At 46.2% G+C, this 24,690-nt stretch carries 16 protein-coding genes and 3 pseudogenes; 5 read left to right on the top strand and 14 right to left on the bottom strand.

Annotation, left to right across the window (positions count from 1 at the left end; translation table 11 throughout):
- Positions 1–215 precede the first annotated feature (215 nt).
- The 5 genes and pseudogenes from RIE73_RS04790 to RIE73_RS04770 form a co-directional block, all read right to left on the bottom strand.
- Positions 216–320 (bottom strand): annotated as a pseudogene (locus RIE73_RS04790) (IS607 family transposase); the annotation flags it as partial.
- Between the two features lie 304 nt (positions 321–624).
- Positions 625–2,157, bottom strand: coding sequence for a hybrid sensor histidine kinase/response regulator (locus RIE73_RS04785; RefSeq protein WP_446400109.1), 1,533 nt, complete (start codon positions 2,155–2,157; stop codon positions 625–627).
- 264 nt (positions 2,158–2,421) lie between these two features.
- Positions 2,422–2,679 (bottom strand): FmdB family zinc ribbon protein, encoded by a 258-nt coding sequence (locus tag RIE73_RS04780; RefSeq protein WP_446400108.1) that lies wholly within the window; start codon positions 2,677–2,679, stop codon positions 2,422–2,424.
- A gap of 67 nt (positions 2,680–2,746) precedes the next feature.
- Positions 2,747–2,956 (bottom strand): annotated as a pseudogene (locus RIE73_RS04775) (acetamidase/formamidase family protein); the annotation flags it as partial.
- 484 nt (positions 2,957–3,440) lie between these two features.
- A complete protein-coding gene (locus RIE73_RS04770; RefSeq protein ID WP_446400107.1) occupies positions 3,441–5,591 on the bottom strand; it encodes a PAS domain-containing protein in 2,151 nt (716 codons plus the stop codon).
- Between the two features lie 764 nt (positions 5,592–6,355).
- On the opposite strand from RIE73_RS04770, the gene RIE73_RS04765 reads away from it, so the two are divergent.
- Entirely contained in the window at positions 6,356–6,913 is a 558-nt protein-coding gene (locus RIE73_RS04765) for a superoxide dismutase family protein (protein WP_446400106.1), read from the top strand.
- A 390-nt stretch (positions 6,914–7,303) separates the two neighbouring features.
- Here the strand turns inward: RIE73_RS04765 and RIE73_RS04760 are convergent, their stop codons facing one another.
- The 8 genes from RIE73_RS04760 to RIE73_RS04725 all read right to left on the bottom strand — a co-directional run bounded on the left by RIE73_RS04760 (position 7,304) and on the right by RIE73_RS04725 (position 18,716).
- Positions 7,304–8,698, bottom strand: a complete 1,395-nt coding sequence (locus RIE73_RS04760; RefSeq protein ID WP_446400105.1) for a hypothetical protein — start codon at positions 8,696–8,698, stop codon at positions 7,304–7,306.
- Positions 8,699–9,183: 485 nt separating this feature from the next.
- The gene (gene purF / locus RIE73_RS04755) at positions 9,184–10,677 is read right to left on the bottom strand and encodes an amidophosphoribosyltransferase (RefSeq protein ID WP_446400104.1); all 1,494 of its coding nucleotides are present in this window, start codon (positions 10,675–10,677) and stop codon (positions 9,184–9,186) included.
- Positions 10,678–10,876: 199 nt separating this feature from the next.
- Complete coding sequence (purL, locus tag RIE73_RS04750) at positions 10,877–13,225, bottom strand: phosphoribosylformylglycinamidine synthase subunit PurL (protein WP_446400103.1); 2,349 nt, start codon at positions 13,223–13,225, stop codon at positions 10,877–10,879.
- 558 nt (positions 13,226–13,783) lie between these two features.
- Complete coding sequence (locus RIE73_RS04745; protein WP_446400102.1) at positions 13,784–13,999, bottom strand: hypothetical protein; 216 nt, start codon at positions 13,997–13,999, stop codon at positions 13,784–13,786.
- A gap of 364 nt (positions 14,000–14,363) precedes the next feature.
- Complete coding sequence (locus RIE73_RS04740; RefSeq protein ID WP_446400101.1) at positions 14,364–15,080, bottom strand: PEP-CTERM sorting domain-containing protein; 717 nt, start codon at positions 15,078–15,080, stop codon at positions 14,364–14,366.
- A 1,096-nt stretch (positions 15,081–16,176) separates the two neighbouring features.
- On the bottom strand, positions 16,177–17,502 hold the full coding sequence (locus RIE73_RS04735) for an AAA family ATPase (RefSeq protein WP_446400100.1): 1,326 nt from the start codon (positions 17,500–17,502) through the stop codon (positions 16,177–16,179).
- Positions 17,503–17,580: 78 nt separating this feature from the next.
- The gene (locus RIE73_RS04730; RefSeq protein ID WP_446400099.1) at positions 17,581–18,006 is read right to left on the bottom strand and encodes a helix-turn-helix domain-containing protein; all 426 of its coding nucleotides are present in this window, start codon (positions 18,004–18,006) and stop codon (positions 17,581–17,583) included.
- Between the two features lie 497 nt (positions 18,007–18,503).
- Positions 18,504–18,716 (bottom strand): PEP-CTERM sorting domain-containing protein, encoded by a 213-nt coding sequence (locus tag RIE73_RS04725; protein WP_446400098.1) that lies wholly within the window; start codon positions 18,714–18,716, stop codon positions 18,504–18,506.
- 78 nt (positions 18,717–18,794) lie between these two features.
- Here RIE73_RS04725 and RIE73_RS04720 point away from each other — a divergent pair, with 78 nt between their 5' ends.
- The 4 genes and pseudogenes from RIE73_RS04720 (at position 18,795) to RIE73_RS04705 (ending at position 24,110) form a co-directional block, all read left to right on the top strand.
- A complete protein-coding gene (locus tag RIE73_RS04720) occupies positions 18,795–19,436 on the top strand; it encodes a PEP-CTERM sorting domain-containing protein (RefSeq protein ID WP_446400097.1) in 642 nt (213 codons plus the stop codon).
- Positions 19,437–19,660: 224 nt separating this feature from the next.
- Positions 19,661–20,563: pseudogene (locus tag RIE73_RS04715) on the top strand (glycosyltransferase family 2 protein).
- A 655-nt stretch (positions 20,564–21,218) separates the two neighbouring features.
- Positions 21,219–22,733 (top strand): helicase C-terminal domain-containing protein, encoded by a 1,515-nt coding sequence (locus tag RIE73_RS04710; protein ID WP_446400096.1) that lies wholly within the window; start codon positions 21,219–21,221, stop codon positions 22,731–22,733.
- A gap of 63 nt (positions 22,734–22,796) precedes the next feature.
- Positions 22,797–24,110 (top strand): homoserine dehydrogenase, encoded by a 1,314-nt coding sequence (locus RIE73_RS04705; RefSeq protein ID WP_446400095.1) that lies wholly within the window; start codon positions 22,797–22,799, stop codon positions 24,108–24,110.
- A gap of 309 nt (positions 24,111–24,419) precedes the next feature.
- Here RIE73_RS04705 and RIE73_RS04700 read toward each other — a convergent pair.
- Positions 24,420–24,690, bottom strand: a 271-nt coding sequence (locus tag RIE73_RS04700; RefSeq protein WP_446400094.1) for a hypothetical protein, incomplete at its 5' end; no start/stop codon positions are given.

Genomic DNA, 24,690 nt, shown 5'->3' with positions numbered 1-24,690 from the left:
ATTTAATAAATGGTTAACGGTTTCAACTGTTGCTTGATAGAATATATCGGACAATGAAGTTAAAAACATCTCCAAGTCGGTGAAACCGATGGGGTTAAGTTCATCGGCAGGAGTTGGCAAGCCTTTGCAATAAGTTATCGTCGTCATCGCTTTTTGGTTACCTCCCTCAGTTCGGTCACTATTTTTTTTTGCTTATGACTTCGACTCCCATATTTACCAATTAAGTCAACAATATCATATCGACTCCGAACCACCAGCCGTCCGAGAAGCTCATCAGCCAGCCGTTGAGTTCCCATCGGTGCAACGTGCAAGACCGTCACAAAAAGTCGAGTAGCTGCTTGTTGGGGGGTAAACTAGACATTGCCTGGTTATATCACAGAAAATGTCCAGTTATGTCACTAATTGTCTAGATATTTACGGACTGTTAGTTAACCCCAACTTACTTTGTTCAAGTTGGGGATTGCCGGACAAACGGTGAATGAAAAATAACTAAGTAGGTTGGTGGAAATAAACTTAACTAGATTAAGTTATGTAAACAAGGCTCAAACCCTACTGTTCCCTGTTCCCTGTTCCCTGTTCCCTAATCTCCACCGCTAACTTTAATTGTGTCCACCTACTTAGATATTACTGAACTGATTCTTTATAAACTGGCAATGTAAAATAAAAGGTACTCCCAGAACCAAGGGTACTTTCCGCCCAAATTTCCCCCCCATGTTGCTGGATAATGCTGCGGCAAATCGCCAATCCTAAACCAGTACCTCCTTTTTGGCGGGAATCGGAAACATCGACTTGCTGAAATCGCCCAAAGATGCGTTCAAGGTGTTCCGTGGGAATTCCTCGTCCTTGGTCGGTAACGTGAAATAAAATACAATCTGACTGATGTTGGACACCCACGGTGATCGTCGTATTACTCTCAGAAAACTTGATCGCATTACTCAATAGATTCGTCAGGGTTTGAATAATCGTATCAGGCGCAACATACACTTGAGCTGATAGGGGAGTCACCTGGATAGCAATTCCCGCCGCCTCCGCGATCGCGTCTATCGCTTCGACGGAATGTTTGATTAAATCTGCCACATCGCAGACTTCCTTAACTAGCGTCACTTGACCGGAATCCAAGCGTTCTAAACTCAGGATGTCATTCACCAACCGCCCCAAGCGATCGCAGTCTGTTACCGCAATATCTAACATCCGTTTGGCTTTGTCAGGTTGATTATCATAGACTCCCATCTTAAGCAAACCCAGAGAACCGCGCATTGAGGTGAGTGGAGTGCGAAGTTCATGACTCACCAGAGAGATGAATTCATTTTTCATCCGTTCCACAGCCTGACGCTGGGTAATATCTTCGCCAATACTCATGATTCCTGCGATCGCGCCAGTAATATCTCTTAGCACGGTATTATTCCACGCAATCAGTCGTTCTTCACCGGATTTGGTCAGAATGGAGTTCTGGTAGTAGGGGTGGCTGTTGTGGTATAAAAGTTCATGGAAAGCCTGTTTAAGCTGCGGCTGATCGGAGGATGGGATAAATGTATTGAACCAGTTTTTCCCGAAAACTTCGGCTGAAGTGTAGCCAGTTAAGCCTAAGCCAAAGGGGTTCATATACTCCACATCCCCCTGCCAATCTAAGCCAACAACCAGTAGTTGCACATTCTCTAACAGCGATCGCCATCGACGTTCGGTTTCTTGCAGGATCTGTTGGGTTTGATGACGCTTTTCGTACTCTTGCTGTAAGCAGGCATTTTGTGCAGTGAGTTGCTGGGTTAACGCCCGCAGTTGCAGGTGAGTCTGGACACGAAGTAACACCTCTTCAAGCTGAATTGGCTTGCTGATATAGTCTACAGCACCCAGTTTTAGCCCCTTAATCTTATAACTCGGATTCGCGCGATCGGCAACGGCTGTCATAAAAATAACTGGAATATCTTGGGTTTCCTCCTGCGCTTTTAAACGACGACAGACTTCAAACCCGTCCATTTCTGGCATCACCACATCCAACAAAATTAGATCCGGTGAAGTTATTGTCACAATTTTTAACGCTTGGATGCCACTTTTAACCGCGAGGACGTTAAATCCTGCTTTCATTAAAAAATCTGAGACTAATTGCAGATTAGCCACAGTATCATCAACCAATAAGATTTGGGGTAAGGAAGAGGACATGAACGGACTGGCATGACTGAATTTTGCAAAAAGCGGCACGTTGCCATTTTTATTGTTGCATAAGTGGGTGAGTTTTAACTCAGACCTTGCAACATTTTTAGTCCGCCTATTTGTTCTCGCTCAATTGTCCTTTCCCTGTGATTTTTCCTAAGAGCGGGTTTAGTCCAGTTATCAGTTTTCTCAATAACCTTATCGGTACAACCCGCGCTGACAAATTGTCTTCTCCTGCGTCTTATCTTTTGCCCAATTGACCCCTATTTAATGTTAATGACTCACCATCCAAGGGCGTCCATTTTTCTGCTGACTATACGTTGGTATTGTCGATTCCGTATAACGCTTCACCAGTCGCGGTTCCTTTGGTTTGGGTAAACTCCCCGAATTTAAATTCACCATGGGCGCAGAAAATACCCGTTTCGCTACCCTCTGACAGGTTGGACAAAGCAGCGGTGTTCCTGCTTCTGCCAATGTGCGCCATTTCTCAAAATCCCCACAAGTATCACAGCGAAATTCGTATAACGGCATACCTTTATTTCTCCTTATAACCTTCTCCCTCTGCTTTATTATACTAAGTTGGCAGAATTGGCTCCTTTACCACCGTTAAATCTACATCCCGCACATCATCGGGGCTATCATTATTTTTAATTTGTCCATCTGTCCAATCTTTACATTCAATGCGAAAGACATCGCCAGGATTGACAGAAACCACGGCGGGAATATCAGGATGCCAGCGATTATGACCGACTAACTCCTGTTCTGACATGGGTTTAGTTAGGTCTACTTTAAATAGAACGTCGGGCATAGAATACCTCTGATGAATAGATTGTTTTGTTACAACTATTCAACGAGTAAATGTAAAATAATTACTGTATAATTAACTACAAAAAACAGCTTATATTTAATAGATAAGTTGTTTATTATTAATTTGAGATCACCTCCACCCTTGATATATCGTAGGGTGGGCATTGCCCACCAGCTTTAAGTCAGTACCATTCACCTTAAGTAGATGGACACAATTAAAGTTAGCGGTGGAGATTAGGGAACACCTCGGCTTCGCTCGGTGTGTCACAGGGAACAGTAAGGGTTTGAGGCTTGTTTACATAACTTAATCTAGTTAAGTCTATTTCCACCAACCTACTTAACTCGCCAATTATAAGCCTTTAGCGCTTGCTCAATCATCTCTAAACGATGAAGCCGCAGTTAGAGAAATGTCTGGCACCTTCATTGGGAGTTATTTCTGCCATCTTATAGGAGAGTGTTGGCTTATAACTGCTTAACAGCCAACCTCAAGCGCCGATGGCTTGGCGTAACCATTGAATTTGACCCAATTGTTCTGTTTTGTGGCTCAGCGTGATCGGGATTTCAATCACAAATTCTGTGCCGATACCAACTTGAGAAGTACAGGTAATTTTTCCTTTGTGTTTCTCAATAATTTGATAACTTACGGCTAATCCCAATCCTGTTCCTTGTCCGACAGGTTTTGTGGTGAAAAACGGCTCAAACAAATGCTCTTGCAAACGAGCAGGAATACCTAAACCATTATCGGAAATCCGAATAATCACGGTTGAATTTACCTCAGAGAGTTCCGTACTAATCCTAATCTGGGGTATAAAGGAATCATTCTGCTGTATTTTTTCGTCTAACGCCTCAATCGCATTACCAATAATATTGATGAACACTTGATTAAGTTGACCCGGATAACATTCGACTTTAGGCAACTGACCGAATTGTTTATTCACTTCAATCGCGGGTCGGTTGGGCTTTTTGTTGAGGCGATTCTGTAAGAGGATCAAGGTACTCTCCAACCCCTGATGTAAATCAGTTGTCTTCATCTGCGCCTCATTCAGGTGCGAAAAATGCTGTAGCGATCGCACAATGTCTTGAACCCGAACAACGCCTTCGCGAATCGAGTTGAGGGCTTTGGGAAAGTCTGTCCTGAGAAAGTCAAGCTCAACCGCTTCCATTTCCGCTTGAATTGGGGCAACAGGGTGAGGATAATACTGTTGATAGAGATCAATTAATCTGAGCAGATCACACCCATATTGATGGGCAAAGCCAACATTTCCAGAAATAAAGCCAATGGGATTATTAATCTCATGGGCAATTCCCGCCACCAACTGTCCTAAGGATGCCATTTTTTTTGTTTGTACCAACTGCGCTTGGGTATTTTTAAGTTCACACAAGGCGAGTTCTAACTGATACGCTTTTTTGCGTTCCCCGGCTTCTGACTCCCGTAAAGCGTCCTCCGCTTGTCTGCGATCGCTAATATCCCGATGAGTCCCTGTCATCCTTACCGGATTCCCGGCTTCATCCCACTCAAAGACTTTACCACGAGACAGAATCCACTTCCATTCCCCGGTTTTACATCGCATTCTAAATTCGACTTCATACGTAGGAATTAGCCGATCTACATAAGCATTTAATACGGCTTTCACTCTCGATAAATCCTCAGGATGCACCAATTGTTCAAACGCCTGAAAATTATCGTCGATTTCGTCTGGTTCATACCCCAGCATCGCTTTCCACTGCGGATTAAAATAAACCTCCCCCGTGGTTAATTGCCAATCCCATAATCCCAAATCACTCCCAGATAACGCCATTTGCAGTCGTTCTTCGGAAATGCGTAAGGCGGATTGGGTTAACACTTGTTCCGTAATATCATTTAGGGTTCCTGTGGTTCCCGAAACCGTTCCATCGGCGGCAAAATTTGTCCGCGCATGTACCTCCAACCAACGAATGTCACCCGATTGGGTCAAACAGCGCACCGTATGACGACAGGATTGTTGGACTCCAGTAATCAGTGAATCAAATTTTTCTCGCCCCTTTTGCAAGTCATCCGGATGAATACCGTTTAAAAAGGATGTCCCGATACTTTCAGCGATGGAAAAGCCAGTAATCTCTGTCCAAGCCCGATTCAGAAATGTCCAATGTCCGTGGGTGTCGGTTTGGAAAATGACTTCTTTGACATTATCGATAACCGACTGATATTTTTCCTGATTCAGACGTTGGTATTCTTGGCGTTGCTGACTGTCAATCGCATGACGCAATGCCCGAATTAAGCGGTAACTTTTGAGATTTTCTGTTACCTGATCATCCGGGGTTCCCGCTTGGATAACTTGCAGGGTTAAAGTTTCATCCTCGTTCGCCCTTAATCCGAGAATGGGTAGGGTTAAGCCTAACTGTTTGATCTGAGTAACCGTATCGAAAACGTGAGGATCAGCGTGGGATAGATGGACAACCAGAAGATCAAAGGCTTCCTGACGTAATCGGGTTAGGGCTTGACAACTCTGCCTGACTTGTTGAATAATAAACGAATATCTAATTTCTGAACATAATCCTTCTCCCAATAGTTTTATCGTTTGATACCCATCTTCAACGATGAGTACCTTCAGCGATATAGGGTTGGGGTTTGGAGTAGGGTCTAGCACCGATAACATAAGATTTGCCTAAGAACTTGCTTCTACTTAGTTTGACTGTTATTTAAGAGGCAAGATAGTGCTGTAGCAAATTAAACTGTGACAGTTTATAAACTGAACTACAGCTTGCCTGTTTATCCTCGGTATAATGGCTATTCAGATGGTTTTCAACGCTCTGCCAATTTATTTAAATCCAGATAATTGGTCTAATTAGTTCACTCTACAGAGAACGTCAGTTCGGTAATCGCCGTTAGGGGTTAAAATCCGTAAAAACTAATCCGTAAAACTTGGTCTTGTCTGTAGCTATTGTTACTCGTTTTCAGGAACGTCAGCCGACAATTTTGATTACTGAACAAGTTCTCTACAGAAAACCAGATGACACCCACACAATCGATCGAGAACCTAGTATTAGTGATTTGTAGTCAGCAACCCGTTAAGTGAATCGATGAATGGTTCCTGGGTTCGGGCTGGTTAACCGGGTCACTGCTTTTTACTGCACTACGCTAGTTCTTCGCTTAAACCTTTCTAGACGTTTTTTCCTGAACGTGATCGAAGTTGTGACTTCATGATAGTTAGGGATTCAGCCGCCAATTCATATTTTTAATATTAATTTAATCTATACTTAATATAAGTTAAAGATATAAATATCCGATTCGTTGTTCATTGTCATTTATCCGCAGTAGTTGACTCAACAAACCGAGAGCGGTGGGAATCATCAAAAGGAGGGATGGGCTAGTGTCGCCGCCTTTTTGTAGAATAACTCCACAGTCTAATTTTAACTGGTTATGAACAGAATTCATCAACTCTTTAAACTCGTTGTGATCGCGATCGCATTCACCCTAGTTCCCCTAATTTACACTCCATCTGCCTTGGCGCAAACCACACCACCGATGGCTCAAGCCATTGTCAAAAGCACCTCAGATCCCGCCCAGGTGATGGGGACTGTTAAATTTACCCAAACCCCAACCGGAATGCAAATTGTTGCAGATATTGATAATGCGCCTCTTGGCACCCATGGGTTTCATATCCATGAATTTGGCAGTTGTCAAGATGCAGGTAAAGCAGCGGGCGGTCATTTCAACCCCGATGGGGTCAAACATGGTGATTTGGTTAAAGATGGGTTTACCAGCGCCCACCCTGGAGACTTAGGCAATATCTCAGTGGCGAGTAATGGTGATGGGGGCAAAAATGTCACTGTACCCGGACTCACCTTTCATGGAAACAAATATGCGATCGCAGGTCGGGCTGTGATTGTTCACGACCAAGCCGATGACTTTGGTCAACCGACGGGTCATGCAGGCGGACGGATTGGCTGTGGTGCGATCGCGCTCGTCGGGTCATAATTTTAAGGGAAGCTCCCTGAAGGGGTGACAAGCTCGCGTCAAAGGTAGGCAGGGTATGGGGTGTGGGGTATGGGGTGTGGGGTGTGGGGTATGGGGTGTGGGGTGTGGGGTATGGGGTGTGGGGTGTGGGGTGTCTCATAAGGGTAGGTTTTTAAGATTGGGGTTTAGGTAAGACAAGGGAGACAGGTAGACCAGTAGACAAGGAAGAGTGAGAACGGAAAATAGGGCGTTTCGGCTTTTAGAAGCGAGTTTGACCGAACCTAATTTTGTACGGTTTTTCCCCCAAGTCTTCTTTCCATCCTTGTCCTCCTTGTCTTGTCCCAACCCTAAAATAAAAAACCTACACCTGTAAGCTCAGGGAAACTCCCCTAGCTTCCCTTCACCATGCCCTTATTCCTGCATCCCAGAATACAATAGTCGGGCAAATAAACGAGCGCCATCGTCATGTTTTAACTCATCATAAGTCGGAGGATGACGGTGACCAATAGCCCGTAGATCTTGGAGGAGTTCTGGATGGAATTGACAGGTAAACGAACGACGGATCAGTTTACTCTCGAAATCTTTGTAGTTAATACAGGTTGCTGAACATTCTGTCACGACTTCCGTTTCGTCAGCCGTTGAACAAAGGATTTCCACAGCAAAGGGAAGCTGCATTAACCAGGATAAGGGACTCCCGGCTAAAATATGCCGATGGGAAATAATTGCATCATGCAGCAGGCGATATGCCCAGTTTGCAAAGAGAATCGCTTCTTCATTCACTTCATCGGAGTGGAACATGGAAATATTTAATTCATGTTCATATTCAATCGACGTATCGATTACGCCTTCAAATTCATCAGCACTCACCTCATGGGCGATAATCAAGTCTTCTGGAATATCAGACGTGTCGCTATCGGGAGATTCATAATGCCATAACTGACGATAGCCTACTTCTTTCTTTTCATTGGGACCGACGGCAAATTCAGGATCATCCCAGTTTTTGGCAATCAGGTGTCCATTTTTCTTCTTCACCTGTAACGTACTCCCCACATGTTGAATATGCTGGCAGACTTTTTTCAAAGACTTTAGGGCTTTACCCTTGCGATCGCGTGCCAGATAGTCTAAGCTGAGTACCTCCTTTACTGCCCGTTTAATTAACCGAATGTGAGATTGTGCCGCCAATTGATGCCCCAAGCAGATAAATAAAGCGGGCGCACTGGTCGGCGATCGCGAAAGCAGTAGTTTATCGGTGAATGTATGCAGATCCTCCAGGGAACATTTGGCATCGTTAAAGGTGCTAGCATCGCGTACTGACGGATCACCGCCTTCTACCACCACCGCTAATCCTGACGTGATGATCGGCACAACTAACTCTGGATCAAGTACACCCGACGACCAAAACGGGAACATAATTGAATCACAATCGGCAATTTTTTGCGCCAGATACGCCACATTCAGCGACGCCCGCACCTCTTCACCAATGTGATTGCACCCGACGTGTTCCCAGGGTTCGATCACCGCGATCGCATTGCGAAATAAGTTCGGGTGCTTCATCAGGAATTCCAAGTCATCCTGGGAATTAATCACCTTTTCCAACGGCAATCCTTTGCCCCATTCAAATCCCTCGTTTTCCATCATCATGGATACGTCAGGCAAAGGATCGTCTGAATGCCGATCCGCTAAAAACCGACCCAATAAAATGTGAACCGATTCAAAATCAGATCCCCCTTCACACAAATAACCCGGACTAAGTCTCCAATCGTTGGTTGTTAATGTTTGAGGCTTAACAGATGATGAGCTCGACATCTAGATTTTACTCCTTAACACGTTTCTTTCTCTAGTCCACCCATCAACGAGTGACCCTGGTAATTCGCTATAGATAGCGTTTTCATAGAGATGCAAGAAACCCTGAACACAATTCAACAAGAAGGCTTTTAAACCTTTTGGGGTTTACAAATGATTTGTAAACGCTGTATACTTTGGTAAGTTGATTGTCTAGCGGTAAACTTGTAAAGCTGCAATCAAGATTTTCTGTTTTTAGCATATTCGTTATTGAAAGTCAATTCCCACCCTTGACCTTCAAAGGACTGAAAAAACGGTAGTATTTACTACAAAAAAATTTCTAAAAGTAAGGCAGTAGGCAATAGGGAATAGGGAATAGTGGAACAGACTTTTATGGTAGGGTCTGCTGAATAAGCCCTATGGTAGCTTGAAGCGCCCAAAAACAGTAGGGGCGCACCGACGTGCGCCCGATTTATAGCAAAAGCCAAGGAATGTTCTTCGTGAGTTGCTTAAACCGTCGCTTCTTCCAGCATCAACTTAGATCGTTTTAGTCGTTCCGGAACGGGAATCGGATAATCTCCAGTAAAACACGCCGAACAGAACGTATTCGCATTATCTTGAGTTGCCAGCATCATCCCTTCCCAACTCACATACGCCAGAGAATCCACACCAATTTGTTCAGCAATTTCCTCAACCGACTTGGTTGCAGCAATAAGCTGGTCTTGAGAATCGGTATCAATTCCATAGAAACAGGGATGAGTCACAGGGGGTGCAGACACCCGCATGTGAACCTCAGTCGCCCCGGCATCCCGTAACGCTTTGACAATCTTCCGACTCGTGGTTCCCCGGACAATGGAATCGTCCACAATAATCACTCGCTTACCCGTAAGCACATCTTTCAACGGATTCAATTTCATCCGAATCCCCGACTCTCGCATACTCTGCGTCGGTTGGATAAACGTGCGCCCCACATAGCGATTTTTAATCAACCCTTCCGCGTAGGGAATTCCCGACTCTTGGGAAAAGCCGATCGCGGCGGGAACACCGGAATCCGGTACTGCAATCACAATATCGGCGTCAGTCGGAGTTTCTTTTGCCAGTTGACGCCCTAAACGTAGCCGATAGCTGTAGATGGTTTCATCCTGCATCACGCTATCCGGGCGGGCAAAATAAATCATTTCAAATATACACAGCTTTCGTTGGGGTTTTTGACTCCAGTGGAATGACGCCATCCCAGCTTCGGTAATCCAAACCAATTCTCCCGGTTCCACATCCCGCAGGTATTCTGCCCCAATAATATCTAACCCACAGGTTTCTGAGGCGAGGACATAACGCATCGGATTTGTGCCTAAGGTGCCAATCACCAAGGGACGAACGCCATGGGGGTCACGCACTCCCATCACCCCTTCCGGCGTACCAATTACCAAACTATAGGCACCTTGGCAGAGGTTAAATGCACTAATCGCCGCGTCTAACCAATCCTTGCCTTGATCCACTTCCGCACCGATCGCGATCGCAATCATCTCAGAATCCGTCGTGGTCAAAAATTCATCATAGTTGCGGTTCTCTAAATGGGTTCGCAACTCTGGAGCATTGACTAAATTTCCATTATGTGCTAAAGCCAAAGACCCTAAGCGGGTATTCACCACAGCAGGTTGGGCATTGACAACCCGACTCGACCCCGTTGTCGAGTAACGGGTATGACCCACCGCGATTGTTCCGGGCATTTGGTTCAAAATATCTTCGTTAAAGACTTGGGAGACAAGTCCCATATTCTTATAGAGACGCACCTGTTCTCCTTCAAAGGTGGCAATCCCCGCTGATTCTTGACCCCGATGTTGCAGGGCAAACAAACCAAAATAAGTTAGCTTAGCGACATCTTCGTCTGGTGCATAGATACCAAAAACCCCGCAAGCTTCTTCAGGTTTGTCGGGGCGTTGGCTGATAATCTGATCAGATTCAGCAAGATTGGGGGTAGAGGAGTGGGGTGGCTGGAGAATCATGGGTATTAGCTTACTCCTGATAGTGGCAGTCAGTTCGACTTGTATTAACGCAAATTAATCGGGAATCGTTAATTAAACTTAACGATGCCTTAACAATATCATTAATTTGTCATTTGTCTTATGTCGTTCGTCCTTCGTCATACTCACATCCCGAATCGGCAAGTTACGTCCTTTGCCAGCCGTGACTGCCTTAACACGGCTACAAACGGCGTTCTAGAGCGTTAAAAAAGCGATCGCTCATATCTGCGATCGTAGCGTTGATTAAGGGAAGATGATCGTTCATTGAAATTTTTAATCCTTCCGATAGAGATTTAACCCTCCCCAACCGTTGCCAATGCTGGGCAGATTCCCCTAGAGACTCCCGCAGGTAAGCCTCCCAATCCCCTTGGGCTTCTGGCTTCACCGACACCAGAATCCGACTAGCGCTTTCACCAAATAAAATCTCATCCCAACGCCGTTCTAGAGACGCCTCCGTCCATCCTAAGTCAATCTCAGCCCCCAATCCGCCAGAAATACAACATTCCGCCAGCGCCACGGCTAATCCTCCCTCGGCACAATCATGGGCTGAATTCAGGAAACTGCGGCGAATTCCCTCACGACAAGCCGCTTGTACCTGACGTTCTAACTCAAACTCCACGATGGGGGGTTTCCCCGCCACAACTCCATGAATCGCGGCTAAGTATTCCGAACCCCCCAAAGTGAGATGAGGCGTAGTCACCGCTAGCGGTAATCCCAATACATAAATTAAATCACCTTCATGCTGCCATCCTTGATCACAAATTTGACTCAAATCCGGAATCGCCCCCACCATCCCAATCACTGGCGTGGGATAAATCGGTTGCGGATTGCCCTGACTATCCAAGGTTTCGTTATACAGCGAGACATTTCCCCCCGTCACAGGCGTCGCCAATTCTGCACAAGCCTCAGCGATACCCTGACAAGCCGATGCCAGTTGCCAGTATCCTATCGGCTTTTCCGGTGACCCAAAATTCAGATTATCGGTGACGGCGACAGGTTCTGCCCCCACACAGCTTAAATTACGGGCGGCTTCGGCTACGACTGCTTTTGCCCCTTGGTAGGGGTCAAGATAGATATAGCGAGAATTACAATCCACCGTAGCTGCAACACCCGATTGGCAATTTCGCCCCGATTCCGGCGGACGTAAGCGGATAATTGCTGCATCTGCACCACCGGGAAGCATCACGGTGTTATTTTGTACCTGATGGTCATACTGGCGATAGACCCAGCGTTTCGAGGCAATCGTGGGTGTATCTAAGAGTTGCAGGAGAATCTCTGTCCAGGATTTAGCCTCACCCGACAGTTCGATTCCGGTACGGTTACAACTCGGTAATGACTCAACCGTCCATTGCCACGCTTTTTTCGCATACTCTGGCGCTTCAGTCAACACATCCCGATCATAAATCGGCGTATTATCCGATAACGCCGTAGCCGGGATTTCCGCCGCCACTCCCCCTTGAAACAGAATCCGCACAATCGGTTCTTCAATCACCGTACCCGCGACAACCGCCTGCAGTTCCCAACGGTGGAAAATATCAATTAACTCCTGTTCTCGTCCCTTCTGTGCCACAAATAGCATCCGTTCCTGGGATTCCGAGAGTAAATATTCATAGGGAACCATCCCGGTTTCGCGGACAGGGATTAAATCTAAATCCAACTCAATCCCCACACCCCCCTTTGCCGCCATTTCCGAGGTGGAACAAGTAATCCCCGCCGCCCCCATATCCTGTGCCGCGACAACCGCCCCGGTTTTGAAGGCTTCTAGACAGGCTTCAATCAGACATTTTTCTAAGAAGGGGTCTCCCACTTGCACCGCTGGGCGGTCATCCATTGATTTATCGGTGAGTTCTGCACTCGCAAAACTGGCACCGCCCATACCATCGCGCCCGGTAGTAGACCCCACATACAGCACTGGATTGCCAATCCCTGACGCCCCAGACTTCACAATTTCTGGCGTTTCCATCAATCCCAGCGCCATCACATTAACCAGGGGATTCCCGGTATAAGCGGGGTCAAAGTACACCTCACCGCCAACCGTAGGGACACCAACGGAGTTACCATACCCAGAAATACCCGCCACAACCCCCGAAAATAAGCGTCGGGTGCGGGGATTATCCAGGGAACCGAAGCGCAGGGAATTCAAAACCGCGATGGGACGCGCCCCCATCGTAAAGATATCCCGCAGTATTCCACCAACACCTGTGGCTGCACCTTGATAGGGTTCCACCGCCGAGGGATGGTTATGGGATTCAATTTTAAACGCCAGTTGGAGTCCGTCGCCCAAGTTGACCACGCCAGCATTTTCCCCCGGACCCACAAGGATACGTTTCCCGGTGGTGGGGAATTGCTTGAGGAGAGGGCGGGAGTTCTTGTAGCAACAATGTTCTGACCACATAACGCCAAACATCCCCAGTTCAGCTTTATTGGGGTGACGCCCTAGACGTTTAACAATTTCCGCGTATTCGTCGGGTTTAAGTCCTTCAGCGGCGATTTCTTCGGGGGAAAAGGGGGCAGAGGAGATAGTAGACATGGAACCCTTGTACAAATGGCACAGGGATAATTGTATCGGGTAATGGGCGTCTGGCTAGTAATTCTGAATCAGAGACTGTAGGGGCGGGTTTGACGGCTATCCTTTTTTGTTGACCCAGACGTGACTAAACCCGCCCCGATAAAGGTGGCTTGGCAAGGAAATAGTTAACACGGATGGATTCACAGCGCCCCACCAGGGCGAGGAATTGGCTGAACGTAGTGAGGGCTTCAGCCCTCTTTTCGCGCTTGTGGAGCGAGAACTAAAGTTCTCACTACAAACAAAGCCCTATTTTAGCTGGGTCATGGCAGTCACCTTTGTAGGTTGGGTTGAGGAACGAAACCCAACACCCACCATCGTTAGCCTGTTGGGTTTCGCTTGCGCTCTACCCAACCTACGAACTGCGATTTGGGCGATCGCAGAAAACGGCACGCTCTCTAAGTTTTGTAAATAGTCCTTAAACCCTTACAAAGGACGAATGACAAATGACGAATGACGGTCTCCACCGTTAGCTTTTATTGTGTCCATCCACTTAGTGGTTGAATATTTAAACCGCATATATCACTGCTGACTTGCATCTGAGCGTTTGAAGGCTTCCATTAAAACTGCACCTGCCCCAAAGCAATTGTATGGGGTTGGCAAGTCATAAATTTTAAAGGGTTCCAACGGTGAAATATCCTCAGCCGTCTCCAAATCCTCAGCCAAAATTCGGATCAGTTTGAGCTTTTCCGTTGGGGTGAGTTGTCGTGCAGCAGGAAGTATCTCAGCGAGTGACATAATTACACGTTTCCCAATCGTAATAGTTTACACCAACAGCTTACTCGATGCCAGCCTGATCAGGTTCGAGACTGTAGGGGCGGGTTTTACAGCTATCCTTTTTTGTTGACCCAGATGTGACTAAACCCGCCCCGATAAACGTGGCTTGACTATCAATAAATCGCTTCAACTATCAGTTTGTAGGGTGTGTTAGCGAAGCGTAACGCACCTTTCTCATCAGTAGAGTTTGCCTCCACAATTCTAGCTGTGTCAATTCCCTAGAACAAGTCTCATGTTCATAAAAAATAATGGATTGAATCACCGTAATTTGGTGAATCCAACCCATTTATCGTTTATCACTAGAAAGCGTGCAAGGTTATTACTTCTATGACTTGGTTTTATCTTTCTGGTTCTTTTTGACAGATTTCTTCTTGAGTAATCTACCCATTCCCAAAGCAGTCACTGAACCTAGGATAGTTGCGGGTTCAGGAACGGGTTCAGGTTCTACTGAAGTTGTTGTAAAACTCGGACCAAACCAACCCGGGTTTCTTGAGGAGGAAAAATCATCCGGTCGAGTTAGACTGGCAACATTTAACGCTTCACGAGCTTCACCAAATACAATGTCAGAACTGGTCGTGATATTCAAAGGACCAAAAACAGAGGAACTAGCAACAGTAGCATCATATCCATCTGCGGGGTTGTAGTAACCAATTACATAAGTTGTGTTGGGATTGAGTTGCAGATTAGGCACACCAAGAACGCGCCATATTCCTCGGCTATCTGCACTAGCAAGAGTAGGGTTGCTTGTACCTGCTGAAAAAGTTCCTTGTAAGAGTGGGGTAGTTGAATTAGTATCCCACACTCCCACATCATGATTTCCTCTGAAACCATCACTATTTAGATCAAAAAGTAAGAGTTCATCTAGAGCAACAGTATTATTGACGGTAAAACTCCAACCGTGAATTGCATCTGCACTAGCTACAGGTGTCCCCCCCCCACTAGGATCTACTGCTATTGTTGACGCTTGAGCAAAATTAGAACAAATGAGGTTGAAGGTTAATAATGTTGCTGCTGTGCCTAATACTTTTCCTAGATTATGCATTTTGGTTACCTCTGATTTTGTTGAATTCAACGGATTAATTGATTGCCGTGATTAGCTTTATTTTGTGTCCCCCCCTTTTTTTTTGTCAAGAAATTTACTTCAACTTCACAGAGTCTTTAAACTATTAAGGTTTAAAATTGATCAGCTGTATAAATGAGTTGTGAAATAGCAATGCTGACAGAACAAGGCTTTCAGTGTCATTTTTGTTCACAAATGATTTGAACTCGCTAAAAAAAGGCATAAAACCGTATAAAGTTTTGATGAAGCGTGTCAGAAGCTCCCGACAGCGCTTACTACAAACTCTAAAGTCAGTGACATCTAGGTTAAGTCTTCTGAGCAGAAAGTACACCAAAGCGAATCAAACCACGCCGATACCCCCGACTATTGTTTCATACTCTGGCAAGGCGTAATGGGGGTCTGGCTAGTAATCCTGAATCAGAGACTGTAGGGGCGGGTTTGACGGCTATCCTTTCTTGGTTGACCCTGATGTGACTAAACCCGCCCCGATAAAGGTGGCTTGGCAAGGAGATAATTAACCGGGATGGATTCACAGCGCCCCACCAGGGCGAGGAATTGGCAGAAACTGGTTATTGAAACAGGACTGACAAGTTCCCTCAAAACTATCAATAAATCGCTTCAACCTATCAGTTTGTAGGGTGTGTTAGCGAAGCGTAACGCACCTTTACCATCAGTAGTGTGTCTTCCAGCATTGTAGCTGTGCCATGCCAGTAGTAAGGGAACCTTAGCTCTATATTGTTGGGTTTCTATATGGTTGGGTTTCCTGTCGTCAACCCAACTTACAACCTGCACGATTCACAGCGCCCCACCAGGGCGAGGGATTGGCTGAAACTGGTCATTGAAACAGGACTGGCAAGTCCCCTCAAAAGCATGAATCAACCGCTTCAACATATCAGTGTCTTCGGAGAATACAGTCATCCACACCGACCAAAATCCTCAGAAGCGCCAAGCGGTGTTTCACAAAATGAACAATACTCTCCTATTCTCGTAATTAAATCGCCCCGTGCATCTTGATACTTACGAAATAGTTTAGGGATACCTGCCGCTTCAGTAGGACAGGAACCTCGTTCAATCGGTCTCATTGCTTATCCCTACCTAGTCCAGCCGCTTCTCGTTCCATTTTCAGAAAAGCGTGATAAGCAGGATCATCACTATAGGGCATTGTCAACTCATCTAATTTAGTTTTTAGTTCTTCGATGCGTTCTGGAGGAGCATCTTTAGCGTCTTGCAGTACCCGATAATACTCTTGGGCGGCTTCCATCATCTTCTGGTAACGCTCACTTCTTTGGGGAATTTCTACCCCCATCACATACTCTGTGATATCCTCGATACTTTTATTTTCATACTCTTCTGTCGCTGCTGGTTTATCTAGATTAATCAGTTCTCCTTCTCGCAGAGATTGGATAATAAAAGGTGAATGGGTTGTGGCTACAAATTGAATATTAGGAAACGTTTTCTTTAAGTCATCAACAACTCGCCGCTGCCACTTGGGATGCAGATGCAGATCGATTTCGTCTATTAATACAATACCCGGAGTTTGTTGAGCAGCATCACGTCCGAGTTGAGGATTTAATACTGCGGCGCGATAGGCGATATCGGCAACCATACCAAACATATTCCGAAACCCATCACTCAACATCCGAAATGGTAGTATACGTCCATCATTGAATGTTGTGATCAATTCATCCTCAAGAATGTCATACCTAACACTCTGACAGTCTTCTAAACAATTAGCAATTGCCGTTTTAACAGCATCAAGTACCAGAATCGATTCTCCCCGCTGAAGCGCTGCAATTTCCATCGTTTTCAACCACCTCATCAGCACATTTGAGTTTGAGGTTGGATCTAAACAATTGACATATCCCAACATCCGCGATCCAGGTTTAATAGTTTCAACAGATTCTTCCGTGTTTTGTAGCCAGAGGCGACCTGTTCCATAATAAGCAATCAGGGGCAATAATATGTTTTCTCCTCTACGGACTTTTCCCTGAATCTGTTCTGAGAGCTTCACGATATAGGGAGAGACGATTTGTTCTACCTGTAGATTAGTTTTCCCTCTCTCGACGATTCTATCAACAAGCAGTGACTGCCTTGTCCAAGCAATTTTAGCTCCATCAACCACAGCCGTACAATCAAATACAACAGGATATTGGGGTTCAATAGTTGGTGTTTGTCCTTTTTTATATCTCACTTGACGTACATCGTCATCGCTGAACTGACGTTCGAGATGTTTAAAGTTGTCAAATTTACAAAATAGGCAACTTACACTTATTGTTATGGCATCAAGAATGGCAGTTTTGCCTGTACCATTATCTCCTACCAGCACTGTAAAGCGTTCTGGAAAATCAAATATAGTATGTTCAAAGTTTCGGAAGTTTATCAGTTCAAGGCGGTGAATTCTCATGTCTTTCTCCTGCAACGTGAGTTAATGACTGGACTCAAGGGAGACTCAGTTCGTCATTTTCCTAGATATTATGCAGTATCAGTTGTCCCATGAACCACGTTCCTGCTGGAGATATTGGTCAGCTTCTTCCGCTGTTTTAAATGGTCTTTGACCAGGCAATGAATCTAGCAAATCTATAGAGGTTTGGGGAGGTTTTTCTGTACTCAGTCCCCGACGTAGCTCTGACGGTGACGCTCCTTGATGTTTGTGCTTACTCGGCTGATGAGTCGAGTCAGACGTTTCTACTGTTTCCGAGTCGGGTTCCCACAACATTAAGTCTCCGGGTTGACAGTTAAGAGCAGCACAGAGCTTTTCCAGGGTTGCCCGTTCTAATCGTTCTGGCATTTCCTGAGAATTTTTCAACTTAGAGATAGTGACGGGATGCATTCCCGTTGCTTCCGTCAAGTCTTTATTTTTCAGGTATCGCTCAGCCATCAGCACATTCAAGCGCCATTTAACAGACATAGTTCTTCCTCAATGAGATAGGGCTATAGCTACCAATCTGGCTTTTCGTGAGCCAGTCTCGTCGTCGATGCCTCTAAGATGCCACAACTCTACTAAGGATATTATCTAGTATTTTAGCCTCAGAGTTCACATAATTAGTTGCTGAGGTTAATATTAAATTTAGTCGCGAACACTAATATTAAAGCCTCAGAGGATAAGAATGAACAACCTTGACAGATTCAAAACCCTTCTGGAAATGCTGATACCTCTGTTGGGTTTGGGTTTTACTCTGTTCAACCCAACCTACTGGCTGTAATAGCTTACACCAACAGCTTACTCGATGCCAGCCTGATCAGGTTCAGCATCAGCAACTTAATTCGGCTTATGTGCGTTATGATTTGCCACTTTTCCCTAGAACAAGTCTCATGTTCATAAAAAATAATGGATTGGATAACCGTAATTTGGTGAATCCAACCCATTCATCGTTGATCACTAGAAAGCATGAAAGGTTATTACTTCTATGACTTGGTTTTGTCTTTCTGGTTCTTTTTCGCAGATTTCTTCTTGAGTAATCGACCCATTCCCAAAGCAGTCACTGAACCTAGGATAGTTGCGGGTTCAGGAACGGGTTCAGGATCGACGTTTGGATCAACAGGAGTGAGTGTTTCTGCGCCCGCTAATATAGGAAAACCATCGTCCTCAAATAATCGAAAACTCCCAGGAAGAAGCAAGTACCCGAGGTCAGAATCTGAACTGGATAAATTGGCTCCATTTGTGAACGTACCTGACGAACGGAAAAATTGGGTTGCTTGAGTTCCATCCCACTGAAAACCATCGTTACCAAAATTGCTGCGACTGTTGCCACAAGTGCTGCTTTATCTGTAGCCATTGCCGTTGACGCGCCTAAAGCAGAAGCTGGTTCATTTGACTGGTTTTTGGAAAGTGGTATGTTCTCTGTTGAGGGGATGTTTACTACAGATATCGCAAGCGGACTCATTACCGAAGAAGATGTTTCGTCCCACACCTACACCGTGTTTGATTCAGGAAACCCTCTGTATAAGGTTGATTTAGTCGGACAGACGCTAATGGCATTTGATGGCGGTTCAGAAACCGTTATTGAAGCGTTTCATGACTTTGAATATCTCATAGGCAGTAATCAATTTAGTCCCAGCACTGATCCTGATGACCCTCTGTTCCCTATTGATTTCACCTTCCAAACCGTAGAAGGCGATGTTGAGGACCCTGACGCACCGATATTCACAGGTTTGTCTTTTGATTCTCGGACTGATACATGGTTGTTAGAACGTGATGGGGAACCATTAGCCACAACTGATGGCTTGGAGTCCGGTCCAGTTGTTGAAGCCGTTCCTGAACCCGCTTCCATCTTAGGTTTACTCGCCATTGGTGCCATGGGTGCCACTTCAGCGCTCAAGAAAAAGCAAACCCAATAACGTAATATCCTGTTCGGTGGAAGAGCCATAGTTGTAGAGACGTTCCGGCGGAACGTCTTTACTAAATGATGTACCCTCACCGTTACAAGAATAAGGGCGCAAGCCTTGCGCCCCTACATTCGCACATTTTGGCGTACCATCAGCACTTGGGAACTATGACAACTGAACAATGACCAATGACGCTCTCCACCGTTAACTTTTATGATGCCTAACGACTTAAAGTAATGTTCTCTATATTTATCCTCACCCATAACGAAGAAATCGATATCGCCGCTTGTATCGAGTCAGCCAGTCTATCTGATGATGTGATTGTCGTCGATTCCTATAGCAGTGACGCAACAGTAGAAATCGCCCAAGGCTATCCTGTCCGGATTATCCAGCATCCCTTTGAATCTCACGGCAAACAGCGCACTTGGATGTTACGCCATGTCCCCACGAAATACGACTGGATTTATATCCTGGAAGCCGATGAACGAATGACGCCTGCACTGTTTACTGAATGTTTAGCAGCGATTAGAAACTCAGAACCCGTTGGGTATTATGTGGCAGAACGAGTCATGTTTATGAACCACTGGATTCGCCACAGTACCCAATATCCTCGCTATCAGTTGCGCTTGTTCAATAAACACTAGGTTTGGTTTACCGACTATGGTCATACAGAACGAGAAGTTTGTAACGGCACCACCGGATTTTTAACAGAAACTTATCCCCACTACACCTGTTCCAAAGGCTTTAGTCGCTGGATAGACAAGCACAATCGTTACTCGACCGATGAAGCCAAAGAAACTCTTTATCAATTAAACCATCACCCGATCAATTGGTCGGATTTATTCTGGGGACGTACTGAAGTCCAACGCCGCCGCGCTTTGAAAGATTTATCCTTACGTTTACCCTTTCGTCCCCTGCTGCGCTGGTTCTATATGTATTTCTTGCTAGGGGGATGTCTAGATGGCAAAGCTGGGTTTGCTTGGTGTACGTTGCAAGCATTTTATGAGTATCTAATTTTGCTCAAAGTTTGGGAACTTAAACAAGGTCAAACGTCAGCAGGCAGGAATGTAGAATTGGTAAGGGTTACACCGACACAGGAAGTATGCGATCGCGGTGAACGGCTTAAAACTCAGGTATAGCAAGGATTTCATTTTGGGAAATTTGCCGAACAGCTTAACAGAACCTACTCCGGTACAAAAGGGTGTAGGGTGTCGGGTGTCTGTTGTCGGCTAAAAAACCTAACACCTACCACCATTCACCTCACCTATTCATCCACAACGTTTTTTCCAAACAGGAAACTTTAATACATAGTGAGCCAAAATTGCTCGCTCCCCCCCCTCACAAGGGTAGGTCTTTTAAGATTGGGGTTTAGGCAAGACAAGGAAGACAGGTAGACCAGTAGACAAGGAAGAGTGAGAACGAAAAATAGGGCGTTCCGGCTTTTAGAAGTTAGCTTGACCGAACCTAATTCTGTACGGTTTTTCCCCCTTGTCTTCTTTCCATCCTTGTCCTCATTGTCTTGTCCCCACCCTAAAATAAAAAACCTACACCTGTAAGCCACACCCCACACCCCACACGCCACACCCCACACCCCACACCCCACACCCCATACCCCATACCCCACACCCCACACCCCACACCCCATACCCCATACCCCAGCGCCAGACCTAATCCTCGATTCTTATGTCACACTAGATAAGTTCCAAAATTCAGTTGTAGTGACTCATCCTCAGGTTGAGGCAAGATGAGAATAGCTGTCTATCGTTCTGGGAACATTCTTTCCACGAGATTAACGTGATTGAAGTCGAAGTCCATTCCTCTCTACGTGCCTTTCTGCGAGAGCAAGGTCAACCCAACTGGCCCCACCATTTAACCATGGCGCGGCTGGTGGCGCGGGCTTTGCGCTTGGGGCGTTCTGCATTAATTCAAACGGGAAGTCCCCAAGAACCCTATCGCCTGAGTTACTTGGCACCTGCCTTAATCTGGCAGAACCCCGTGATGATTGTGGCACCGGTGTCAGTGCAAAAATGGCTGCTACAAGTCGAAATTCCCAGCTTGCAAGAATGGATGGGTACGAATAAGGCGATTCACGTTGGTGATACGTTCCCAGATGAGGATTTTCAAGGACTGCTGATTACCACTCCCGAAGCGTGGTTGGCAAGCCGTTTAGGGGAGAAAAGGGCGTTTCCTCCAGGTATTCCCACCCTCATTGACCAAGCGGATGATTTAGAAGACTGGGTGCGTGATCAACTCAAGTGTACAATTCACCCCCAGGATTGGCATGACCTGATGTTAGCCCATCCACAAAAGGTAGATTGGATTCGGGATAGGCGGGTACGGCTAACCAAACGCTTATTTGAGCGTCCAGCCAATCCGTATGATTGCTATCTGTTAGAATCGGACGCACAAGCGGTTCTCCAGGAGTTGTTTGCGGTCTTACAATCGGCAAATGGTGGCGAGTCTGCCTATCTACCACCCGCCTGGAAACGGTTTTGGCAATGCTGGCAATCATCCAATCAGTTTACCTGGGCAGCAATTGAGCGATCGCAGGGTCAGTTTTCCCTGTATTGTGAACCCACAGAAGTGGCAACAGCCCTGAACTCCATCTGGTCAGCACAACCGATAGTTTTAATGGGCGCGGCGCTAGATTTGGAGGCGTCGGCTGAGGTTTACCGTCAACAACTGGGTTTAGGAGAGTTAACCTGCTTAAAATTCTCGCCTGACCGCCATAGTAAACTGATTCAGCTTTATTTACCCGATGGGCTACCGATGCCCAATACGCCCCGGTTCCGCCATGCCTTGTTTCAACAAGTGCGAACCCTTTTAGGGGCAACCCATCCAGTGAAAACCCCGATCGTCATTTTAGTCGGGGATGTTCCCCTGAAAACCCAGTTAGGGGCAGTGTTAGCCGCTGAATTGGGTTCCCGGGTTCAGGTGGAAACGACCCAGTTAGAGGACAATGGTATTCTCGTCTGTGGTTGGGACTTCTGGCGCTCTCAGCAGCACTGTTTACCCTCCCCCCAATTGCTAATTATTGCCACGTTACCCCTACCCTCTCTAGAATATCCCTGGGTGGCAGGTAAAGTGGCGTATTACAAACAGCAACGGTTAGATTGGTTTCGCTTGTATCTCTTACCCGCCGCGTTGCGAGAATTACAACGGGCAGTTGCACCCGTGCGCGAGAGTCAGGGGATTGTTGCCCTCTTAGACAATCGGGTGAACCATCGCAGTTACGGGACTCAAGTCCTATCCGCGTTGAGTCCCTTTGCCCAAATTAGTTATGTGGATGACGGTTGGTTGGAATTATAAACTATTGATGTCTTGAAAAGATAAACCCTTTTCTGTCATGCTAAAAATTTTAGGATAAGAACTGTGGCTTTTAAAATCGGTTTACTGGGACTGGGAACAGTTGGCACGGGAACAGCGAAAATTTTACAAGACCCTACAGGTCGCAATCCCCTGCTGCGAGCGATTGACATTCATCGAGTCGGCGTGCGATCGCTCGATAAACCCCGATCCGTAAAGGTGCCGCCTGAGGTGATGACGACGGACTTGGAGTCGATTGTCACTGACCCAGAGATTGATATTATCGTCGAATTACTCGGAGGATTAGAACCCGCGCGATCGCTAATCCTCAAAGCCATTGCCCACTCTAAACATATTGTCACCGCCAATAAAGCCGTTATCGCCCGCTATGGGGCTGAAATCTTTACCGCCGCCGAAGAAAAAGGCGTCTATGTTCTCCTAGAAGCGGCGGTGGGTGGGGGTATCCCAGTGATTCAACCCCTGAAACAGTCCTTAGGCGTCAATCAAATTCACAGCATTACCGGGATTGTCAACGGCACCACCAATTACATTCTCACCCGCATGGAAAGCGAGGGCGGAGAATTTGCCGATATTCTGGCAGATGCCCAAAAATTAGGCTATGCCGAAGCTGATCCCACCGCCGATGTTGAAGGATTGGACGCCGCTGATAAAATTGCCATTCTCGCCTCCTTAGCCTTTGCCGGACGGATTAAGTTAGACGATGTTCACTGTGAAGGGATTCGCCAAGTCAGCGCCGCCGATATTGCCTACGCCCAGAACTTAGGCTTTGTGATTAAACTCCTGGCGGTAGCCAAGCGAGAGGCGAGGGTTTCCACCAGTGAACCCGAATCAGACATGCTACAGATTAGGGTACACCCAACTCTGGTTCCCCAAGCCCATCCCCTGGCGAGTATCCATGGGGTTTACAATGCGGTTTTGGTGGAAGGAGAACCCTTGGGACAGGTGATGTTCTTTGGTCCGGGTGCTGGTTCAGGTCCAACGGCGAGTGCGGTGGTATCCGATATTTTAAATATTGCAGCGGTATTGAAAACGGCGGGAGAAACCCATCACCTGCATCCCTTATTAAGTTGTGTGCATCAACACTATTGCAGCATCGCCCCAATCTCGGAATTAGTCACTCGATTTTATGCCCGAATTATGACCAAAGACCAACCCAGTGTAATTGGTCATCTGGGGATTAGCTTTGGTAATCATGGGGTGAGTTTAGAGTCAGTCGTACAAATTGGCTTCCAGAACGAGTTAGCTGAAATTGTGGTTGTCACCCATGATGTCCGGGAAGGAAACTTCCGCAAAGCCTTAGCCGAAATTCAGGCGTTAGAAGCGGTGGATAGTATTCCTAGTATTTTGAGAGTGCTGTAGTGCAGCAGGCGTGGAAATACTGGGGAAGCTGGGGGAGCTAGGGAAGCTGGGGAAGCTGGGGGAGTAATGATACATTTTCTCTAATAGCGGTGCAAGGGTTTGAGTTTCAGAAAATATGATATCGGGACATAAAACCCAATGTAGGGGCGAGTTTAGGGACAAAATTAATGGAGCCACCAATCACCTTTCGACAAAACCCGCCCTGCCCTAATCTTTTACCTAACCAATTCCCTTGTAGGGGCGGGTTTAGGGACAAAATTAATGGAGTCACCAATCACCTTTCGACAAAACCCGCCCTGCCCTAATCTTTCACCTAACCAATTCCCTAAAATCCCAATTTCGACATTTTTTTAGTGCGATCGCGGTTGAGAATAAGGTGGGTTGGGTTGTCCAGTTTGGGATTAATCGATTGCCTGTCGGTGGGGGAATGGGCGGGTTTTGTTGTTCCGTTATCGGTGGGGGAATGGGCGGGTTTTGTTGTTCCGTTATCGGTGGGGGAATGGGCGGGTTTTGTTGTTCCGTTATCGGTGGGGGAATGGGCGGGTTTTGTTGTTCCGTTATCTGTGAATAGCTGAATTTA

The sequence above is a fragment of the Coleofasciculus sp. C1-SOL-03 genome (assembly GCF_040220555.1).
In the GTDB taxonomy this organism is placed as follows: domain Bacteria; phylum Cyanobacteriota; class Cyanobacteriia; order Cyanobacteriales; family Coleofasciculaceae; genus Coleofasciculus.
The sequence above is the reverse complement of the archived record's forward strand: the minus strand, read 5'-3'. Positions and strand labels throughout refer to the sequence as shown.